The sequence below is a fragment of the Kitasatospora sp. MAP5-34 genome, from assembly GCF_029894335.1.
Lineage (GTDB): Bacteria > Actinomycetota > Actinomycetes > Streptomycetales > Streptomycetaceae > Kitasatospora.
Genome location: NZ_JARXZC010000003.1, coordinates 355,144 through 363,063, shown reverse-complemented (window position 1 = coordinate 363,063; position 7,920 = coordinate 355,144). Strand labels below are relative to the sequence as shown.

The window sequence follows — 7,920 nt, the reverse complement described above, 5'->3', positions numbered from 1 at the left end:
GGCCGGGGTCTGCGGACCCTCCAGGAGGTCCGCGCCGACGCCGTACCCGCGCTCCCCGCCGCCCAGGCGTCCGGCCGGCCGGAGGCACCCGCCCCCCCCCCCCCCCCCCCCCCCCCCGGCCCCCCCCCCCCCCCCCCGGGGGGGGGCCCCCCCGGGGGGGGGGGGGGGGGGCCCCCACGACCTGCCCCTGACCGGTGGGCGACCGGCCGACCGGCCGATCGGTGAGCGACCAGCCCGACGAGTACCCATCCGATGAGTACCCATCCGATGAGTACCCACCCGATGAGTACCCACCCGACGAGCAGCTACCCGACGAGAGATAGAGGTCAAGAGTGGCAGAGACACAGACCTACGCACCCCACCCGGAGCTGCTGGTCTACCCGTTGGCGCCGGACGGGGGCGCGCCCCGGGTCATGGTGGCCGAGACCGGCTCTGCCCGACCGCCGCTGGTACTGCGCGACCCCCGGGTGCCGCTGGCCGTCACGCTGCTGCCGGATGTCGGCACCCGGGCGGAGATCGTCGCGCGCTGGGCGGCGGAGCCGAGCCTGCGGCCGATCGCCGACGACCTGTGGACCGTGCTGACCGCCGAGGAGGTGGTGGTCCCGGCCGCCGAGGTGCCGCCGGAGGCCGCCGCCTGGCGGTCCTTCGACTGGGACGAGGCGTACCGCTACCACGCCTCCACCCGCGACTACCCCTTCCTCCAGATGGACCGCGAGGGGGCGTTCGAGGCCGACGACGCGCGGATGGAGGAGTACATCGCCCGCAGCCTGCCGCCCGCGCTCACCATGGACCTCGCCGCCGGGCACTCCGTACCGCTCCGGAAGATCGGCGAGGGTGAGTCGGTCGACGCGCTGCTCGCCGGGCTGACGTCCGGGCAGCGGCGTGGTCAGGAGGGGCTGGCCCTGCTGCTGGACGTCTGCTTCGGGGAGCGGGCCCGGCGGCCGTTCGCCGTCCAGGGCGACTTCCTGCGCAAGGCGGTGCCGTCCGGCGGTGCCCGGCACCCCACCGAGGCGTTCGTCGCGCTCTTCCCCGGTGGCCCGCTGCCGCCGGGCACGTACCACTACAACGTCGAGCACCACCGGTTGGACCTGTTGCGCGAGGGGGACCACTCGGCCCGGTTCCGGGAGGCGAGCTTCGACCTGTTCGACAAGTTCCAGCAGGCGCCGTTCGGGCTGATCGTGTTCTGCTCCCTGGTGGAGCGGGCCATGTGGCGCTACCGGGACGCCCGTTCGGCGCGGGCGCCGTTCATCGACGTCGGGCACACGCTGATGGCGTACCGCACGGTGATCAAGCGGCTCGGCGTCGGTGGTTACACCTACCAGAAGTTCCACGACCGGCAGATCGCCGAGCTGCTCGGCATCAACGTCGAACGGCTCGCCCCTCTCTTCCTCGGGACGCTCGTATGACCGACATCGTGACCGACACCACGACCGACGCCGGCCCGGACCGTGCGTCCAGGCTCGTCACCTCGCCGCTCTTCTTCGCGCACGAGCAACGCGGCGGCCGGCAGTGCGCGTTGGGGATCGCCGAACGCGAGCGGTTGCGGTCGGTGGGTGCCCGGGCCTGGGAGCTGCTGTACTTCCACCTCCAGCCGAGGACCACCAGGGAGAGCGACGCCGCCGGATTCACCGGGGCGGAGTGCGAACAGGCGCTCGCCGCCGGGCTGGTGGTCGATGCCGATGCCGCCGCGACCCGGGACATGTTCCGCTGGGAGTCCAACCGCTGGTCCCGCGCGGCGTACCTGCTCTACTCCCAGCAGGACCTGCCGTACGTCGAACCCGTGGGCCAGGGCGAGAAGTTGAGCGCACTGTCGGAGTTCCGGCGCGGCCGGATCGCCGGGTTCCAGGCGGAGGCGGGCTACCCGGAGCGGTTCCGGATCGATCCGGTCGCCGAGTACCCGCTGCCTGTCCCGGCGCAGCCGATCACGTACAGCCTGGACTCGATGCTGGCCCGCCGCAGTGCCCGCAAGTTCGCCCGGACGCCGGTCAGTTCCCGGACGCTGGGCGCGGTGCTGCACCACGCCACCGCCAACGTCCGCCTCGCCGAGGAGTCGAAGGCGGCCGGCGACCCGTACTACCTGCTCAACTCGTTCTACACCTGGCTGCACCTGTACGTGGCGGTCCAGGGGGTCGAAGGGGTGCCACGCGGGGTCTACCAGTACGACTTCGCCCGCAACACGCTGCTGGCCACCGGCCGTTCGCCGAGTGACGAGGAGCTGGCGCACACCATCCAGGGCCAGAACTGGATCGGCGACGGCGGGGTGAGCCTCTTCGTCGTGGTGCAGTGGGACCGCTACCAGTGGCTCTACCGGCACTCCCGGGCCTACCTCAACCTGCTGATCCAGATCGGGGAGTTCGGGCAGGAGCTGCTCCAGGCCGGGTACCAGCTCGGCCTGGCGGGCTGGATGACCCCGGCGGTGGCCGAGAGCCGGGCGGCGGAGCTGCTGGGGCTGGACGAGGTCGGCAGCGACGTCGACGCGATGTACTACCTGAAGCTGGGGTACCCGAGGTGACGACTCCCGAACTGCTGCTGGCCGGACCGCGCGCCCGCGCCGTCAGGTTCAGCGCCGACTGCGGGGACCAGGCGCGGATGCTGCGGCTCGTCGACGAACTCACCGGTGGGGCCTCGTACCTGGTACGCGATGTCACCATCGGGATGCCGGGCGACGAATCTGCCGAACTCGTCGCCGAGCAGGGCGACTTCTGGTTCCACACCGATGCCGCCTTCCTGCCGGTGCCGCCGCGCTGGATGGTCATCGCCGTACTGGAGGCCGAGAGCGGCGGCGGGCTCGACGTGCTCCCGGCCGAGTCGATCGACCCGGCGGCACTGGCCGTACGCGCCGCCTACCTCACCGCCGACGGCTCCCGGGTCTCACCGGTCCTCGAGGAGCTGCCACGCGGCCGGGGCCGGCGGATCCGCTACCGGCGGGACCGGATGCTCGCCACCGGCGCCCCGGACGGGCTGGCGGCCGTCCACCGCGCGGTCGAGACGGCGGCCGACCAGGCGGTGTCCGTCGGCCAACTGGGTTCGGGGGAGTGCCTGTTGGTGGACAACTGGACCGTGCTGCACCGGCGCCGCCCGTTCGGCGGGCGGCGGGTGATCCGCCGGCTCTGGTTCGACACCGCCGCCTGACGCCCCGCCCCCGCCCACCGACCTGAGGACAACCATGGCCGCGCTTCCCACCACCGTCACGGAGTCGGAGGGCTCCGGCTTCCTCTCCCCGCTACGGATGCGCGGCTTCCGGAACATCGCGGTGGGCCAGCTCGTCTCCAGCGTCGGCAACGCGATGTACAAGGTCGCCCAGGCCTGGCTGCTGGCGGGCGCGACGGGTGCGAACGGCACGCTGATCGGCCTGTTGGCAGTCTTCCAGCTCGGGCCGTTGCTACTGCTCAGCGGGTACGGCGGCTGGATCGCCGACCGCTACCCGCGCCGCCGGGTGCTGCTGATCACCCAGAGCGCCCAGGCCGCCCTGTGTGCGGCGCTGGCCGCGCTCGCCTTCCTCGGGGCGGCGCGGATCTGGGAGATCTATCTGATCACCCTGGCCTCGGGGTTGGTGACGGTGGCCGACAACCCGGCGCGGCAGCGCTTCCTCACCGACCTGGTGGGGGAGACCAAGCTGTCCCGCGCCCTCGGCCTCTACACAGCGCTGCTCAACATCGGGCAGGTCCTCGGGCCGCTGGTCGCCGGTCTGATCGTCGGCTGGGCCCAGGTCGGTTGGATCTTCGCGCTGGACGCCGTCACCTTTCTGTTCGTGGTCGGGGTGCTGCTCACCATCCCCGCCCCCGAGCACACCGCGAGCAAGGCCCGGCTCAGCGGGCTCGGGCCCGGGCTGCGCGAGGTCGGGCGCAGCCCCGAACTCGCCCTCACCGTCGCCGCGTCGGCGGTGGTGGGGTCGGTCGGTGTCCAGTTCACCGTGACCAATACCCTGATGGCGACCAAGGTCTTCCACCTGTCGGCGACGGGCTTCGCGCTGCTGCCCACGGCGGTGACCGTCGGCTGCCTGATCGGCGCCCTGTTGGCGGGTCAGCACACCGATCCGGGCGCCCGTACGGTCCTCGCCGCCGCCACGGCCACCGGCCTGACCGGCGCGGCGACCGCCCTGGCCCCCGGCTACCCGGCCTTCGTGTTGCTGATGATCCCGGCGGGCGCGGCGGCGATGTTCTTCACCACCACGGCCGGTGTCTGCCTGCAGCTGAGGGCCGACCCCGAGGTGCGCGGCCGGGTGCTCTCCGTCCAGACCTCGGCGTTCTACGGCAGCGGCCTGGTCGGTGCGCTGCTGATCGGCAGCTGCGCGGGGTGGTACGGGCCGCGCGCCGCCCTGTTGGGGGCGGGCCTGCTCACCATGTCGCTCTGCGGGGCGCTAGGGCTGGCGTACCGGCGGCGCCCGGTCCAGGCGATCGGGTGAGCACAAGCGCTCGGGTGAGCGCAGGCAATCGCGTGAGCACAGCAGGGCCTCGCGTCGCCGGCCCGGCCGACGGGACGTGCGCCGTCAGGAGACCGTCATCGGGCCGCGCTTGGGCCAGCGGCGGTGCTGCGGGTCGATGACGTACTCGTGCCCGTGCAGCCAACCCGCCGGGGAGCGGCGGGCGTCGGCCAGGTGCGGGTGTCCGGCGGGCAGGTCGGCGTGGACGTGGGTGAGCCGGGCGGGGTCGCGGGCGGGCCAGCTGACGGCCGCCGCCGTGGCGCCGGCCAGGGCGATCACCCCGAGGACCGCCGCCGTGACCGGCAGGCCGGCGCCCGCCGCGAGCCAGCCGGCCAGCGGGTAGGTGAGCAGCCAGCAGCCGTGCGAGAGCGAGAACTGCGCGGCGAAGGCGGCGGGCAGGTCCGTGGTCGTGGTGGAGCGGCGGATCAGCCGTCCGCTCGGCGTCAGGACGGCGGAGCAGGCGGCGCCGATCGCGACCCAGGCCGCCAGCAGCAGCGGCCAGGTCCAGCCGGTCGGCGGTCCGGCCGTGACCACCGCGACCAGGCCGAGGATCACCGGCAGGGCGAAGGCGGCGGGGAGCATCACACTGCGGTCCCGGGCCCGGTCCAGCAGGCGCGGCAGCGGCAGCGCGGCGGCCAGCGAGCCCAGCCCGTACGCGCCTAGGGCGATCGAGACGGCTCCGGCGGACCGGTGCAGGTGGTCGCGGACCAGGACGACGGTGTTCACGAAGACCAGGGCGCCCGCTGCGGCGACCGCGAGGTCCAGCGCCAGCAGCGCCCGCAGCCTGGGCGTCGCCCAGAACAGCCGGGTGCCGAAGGCGGCCCTGGCGCGGACGCCGCCGCTGCGCTCCACCGGCGCGGGCTTGGGCAGCACGGCCGACACGACCAGCGCGGCGGAGGCGAGGAACCCGACGGTGGTGCCGGCGAACAGCCAGTTGTAGGAGATCAGCGTCAGCAGTCCGGCGGCCAGTGCGGGGCTGAGCAGGCTCTCCAGGTCGTACGCGAGCCGGGACATCGACAGCGCGCGGGTGTAGTCGCGTTCGGCGGGCAGCACCTCGGGGATGGTGGCCTGGAAAGTCGGGGTGAAGGCTGCCGAGGCGGACTGCAGCAGGAAGATCAGGACGTAGATCTGCCAGGTCCGGTCCACGAACGGCAGGGCCAGCGCGACACCCGCCCGGGTGAGGTCCATGGCCACCAGCAGGGCGCGCCGGGGTATCCGGTCCGCGAAGGCGCCGACCACCAGTGCGATGCCGACGTACGCGGCCATCTTGATCGCCAGCGCCGTACCGAGGACGGCCGAGGCGTTGGCCCCGGCGAGGTCGTACGCCAGCAGGCTGAGCGCGACTGTCGCCAGCCCGGTGCCGACCAGTGCGATGACCTGGGCGGTGAACAGATGGCGGTAGGTGCGATTGCGCAGTACGGAGAGCATGCGATGCCGTCCCGTCTTCCGTGGATCACCCCATCGTAGCCAATGAGTGCGTACCTGTGCACATGTTTGGCGGGAGGAGAAGGAGGCGGCGGGGCGGGATCGGTCAGTCGTGCGGCGGCAGGGCGCGGATCTGGTGGTCGGCGACGTTGAGTGCCTCGTCCACCAGACGCCGGAGGTGGCCGTGCCGGAGCGCGTACACGGCCCGGCGGCCGTCCTTGCGGCTGGTGACCAGGCCGGCCAGGCGGAGTTTGGCCAGGTGCTGGCTGACCGAGGGGCGGGCGGCCTGGCAGGCCTCGGTCAGGGTGGTCACGTCCGCCTCGCCCTCGCCGAGCCGCTGGAGCAGGGCGAGCCGGGTACGGTCCGCGAGCAGGGCGAGGGTGGCGGCGGCGACCTCCAGCCGCTCGTTGTTGCTGTCGGGCTCCTGCGCATGATGCGCAGGTGAGACGGGGGTGCTTGCGCTCATCCGCACATCCTAGGTCGCCGCCCGCGTCCCCCGGGCAGATCAGGCCGAGGGTGCCGTCCCGCTGGCGCGGTGCCAGGCCGCTTCGCGGAGCAGCCGCAGGCCGTTCAGCCCGACGATGACGGTCGAGCCCTCGTGGCGCGCCACGCCCAGCGGCAGCGGGAGGTGACTGAACAGGTCCCAGGCGGCCAGGCCGGTGATGAAGACCGAGGCGATCACCAGGTTCTGCACGACCAATCGCCGGGCGGCCCGGGAGAGCCTGATCGCGGCCGGGACGGTGGCGAGTTCGCCGCGCACCACGACCGCGTCCGCCGTCTCCAGCGCGAGGTCCGACCCGGCGTGGCCCATCGCGATGCCGGTGTGCCCGGCGGACAGGGTGAGTTGACGGTACGTCAGGTCATGACTCGTCAGCTTCCGGTCCGGCGCAGGGCCTCCCGGCTGAGGTCGGCGAGGGTGGGGTAGCCGTCCACCGCCATGATCAGGTCGGCCTCGGCGAGGAGTGAGCGCAGCACGTGGACGATCCCGTCGGTGCCGCCGGCCGCGAGGCCGTAGACGTACGGGCGGCCGACGGCCACGGCGGTGGCGCCGAGGGCGAGGGCCTTGATCACGTCCGCTCCGCCGCGGACGCCGGAGTCGAAGAGCACGGGCAGTCCGTCGGCGGCCTCGGCGACGGCGGGCAGGGCTTCGAGGGCGGGCAGCCCGCCGTTGGCCTGCCGGCCGCCGTGGTTGGAGCAGTAGATGCCGTCGACCCCGCCGTCCTTCGCCCGGCGGACGTCCTCGGGGTGGCTGAGGCCCTTGAGGATCAACGGGAGATCCGTGAGCGAGCGCAGCCACGGCAGGTCGTCCCAGGTCAGCGGGTTGGGGAAGACGCCGGCCCAGTGCAGGACGGCCGCGCCCGGGTTCTCCTCGGGGGTCTGGGCGAGCCGGGAGCGGAAGACCGGGTCCGAGGTGTAGTTGGCCAGGCAGTGGCCGCGCAGCTGGGGGAAGTTGCTGGTGCTCAGGTCGCGTGGGCGCCAGCCGGTGACCCAGGTGTCCAGGGTGACCACGATGCCCCGGAACCCGGCGGCCTCGGCCCGGCGGACCAGGCTCGTGGCCAGCTCGCGGTCGCTGGGGCAGTAGAGCTGGAAGAGGCCGGGCGTCGCGCCGAACTCCTTCGCCACCTCCTCCATCGGGTCCACCGACAGGGTCGAGGCGATCATCGGCACCCCGGTCCGGGCGGCGGCGCGCGCGGCCGCGAGGTCGCCGTGCCCGTCCTGCGCGCACAGCCCGAGCACGCCCACGGGGGCCATGAGCAGCGGTGATGGCAGCGACAGGCCGAACAGCTCGACCGACAGGTCACGCTGCCTGGCCCCGACCATCATCCGGGGGACCAGCCCCCACCGCAGAAACGCGGACACGTTGGCCCGCTGGGTGTGTTCGTCCCCCGCACCGCCGGCCACGTACGACCAGACGCCCGGCGGCAGCGCGGCCTCGGCCCGCGCCTCGAGCCCCGCGAAACTCATCGGCAGGTCCGGCAGGACGCCGCTCAACCCGGCGAAGTAGATCTCGTTCTGGTAGTCACCGAACTGCTGGGTCATTCCTGTCCCTTCGCGCTGCGGCCGGGTGGGGC

Annotated in this window: 7 protein-coding genes and 1 pseudogene; 4 read left to right on the top strand and 4 right to left on the bottom strand. The window is 73.3% G+C overall.

The genetic code is table 11. The features are described 5' to 3' along the window. The first annotated feature begins 332 nt into the window (after window positions 1–332). The 4 genes from P3T29_RS05265 to P3T29_RS05250 are packed head-to-tail and all read left to right on the top strand — an operon-like array spanning window position 333 to window position 4,405. A complete protein-coding gene (locus P3T29_RS05265) occupies window positions 333–1,406 on the top strand; it encodes a SagB/ThcOx family dehydrogenase (RefSeq protein WP_280715079.1) in 1,074 nt (357 codons plus the stop codon). After that, window positions 1,403–2,512: a nitroreductase family protein gene (locus P3T29_RS05260; RefSeq protein ID WP_280715078.1), complete on the top strand. Its 1,110-nt coding sequence runs from the start codon at window positions 1,403–1,405 to the stop codon at window positions 2,510–2,512. The genes P3T29_RS05265 and P3T29_RS05260 overlap by 4 nt, the downstream gene beginning before the upstream one ends. Beyond that, window positions 2,509–3,132, top strand: coding sequence for a TauD/TfdA family dioxygenase (locus tag P3T29_RS05255; RefSeq protein WP_280715077.1), 624 nt, complete (start codon window positions 2,509–2,511; stop codon window positions 3,130–3,132). Before P3T29_RS05260 ends, P3T29_RS05255 begins: the two co-directional genes overlap by 4 nt. A gap of 34 nt (window positions 3,133–3,166) precedes the next feature. After that, window positions 3,167–4,405 carry an MFS transporter gene (locus tag P3T29_RS05250; protein ID WP_280715076.1) on the top strand — a complete coding sequence of 413 codons (1,239 nt, stop codon included), beginning with the start codon at window positions 3,167–3,169 and terminating at the stop codon, window positions 4,403–4,405. Between the two features lie 84 nt (window positions 4,406–4,489). On the opposite strand, the gene P3T29_RS05245 is transcribed toward P3T29_RS05250, so the two are convergent. The 4 genes and pseudogenes from P3T29_RS05245 to P3T29_RS05230 form a co-directional block, all read right to left on the bottom strand. Continuing rightward, complete coding sequence (locus P3T29_RS05245) at window positions 4,490–5,851, bottom strand: MFS transporter (protein WP_280715075.1); 1,362 nt, start codon at window positions 5,849–5,851, stop codon at window positions 4,490–4,492. A 103-nt stretch (window positions 5,852–5,954) separates the two neighbouring features. Beyond that, complete coding sequence (locus P3T29_RS05240) at window positions 5,955–6,314, bottom strand: metalloregulator ArsR/SmtB family transcription factor (protein WP_280715074.1); 360 nt, start codon at window positions 6,312–6,314, stop codon at window positions 5,955–5,957. Window positions 6,315–6,353: 39 nt separating this feature from the next. After that, a pseudogene (locus tag P3T29_RS05235) lies at window positions 6,354–6,686 on the bottom strand (heavy metal translocating P-type ATPase); the annotation flags it as partial. Window positions 6,687–6,718: 32 nt separating this feature from the next. Beyond that, window positions 6,719–7,888, bottom strand: a complete 1,170-nt coding sequence (locus tag P3T29_RS05230) for an alpha-hydroxy-acid oxidizing protein (protein ID WP_280715073.1) — start codon at window positions 7,886–7,888, stop codon at window positions 6,719–6,721. Window positions 7,889–7,920: the final 32 nt, after the last annotated feature.

Bases quoted from the DNA above. Each gene is read 5' to 3' on its own strand.
- P3T29_RS05260 (WP_280715078.1), top strand. From the start codon at position 1,403: ATGACCGACATCGTGACCGACACCACGACCGACGCCGGCCCGGACCGT.
- P3T29_RS05250 (WP_280715076.1), top strand. From the start codon at position 3,167: ATGGCCGCGCTTCCCACCACCGTCACGGAGTCGGAGGGCTCCGGCTTC.
- P3T29_RS05245 (WP_280715075.1), bottom strand. From the start codon at position 5,851: ATGCTCTCCGTACTGCGCAATCGCACCTACCGCCATCTGTTCACCGCC.
- P3T29_RS05240 (WP_280715074.1), bottom strand. From the start codon at position 6,314: ATGAGCGCAAGCACCCCCGTCTCACCTGCGCATCATGCGCAGGAGCCC.
- P3T29_RS05230 (WP_280715073.1), bottom strand. From the start codon at position 7,888: ATGACCCAGCAGTTCGGTGACTACCAGAACGAGATCTACTTCGCCGGG.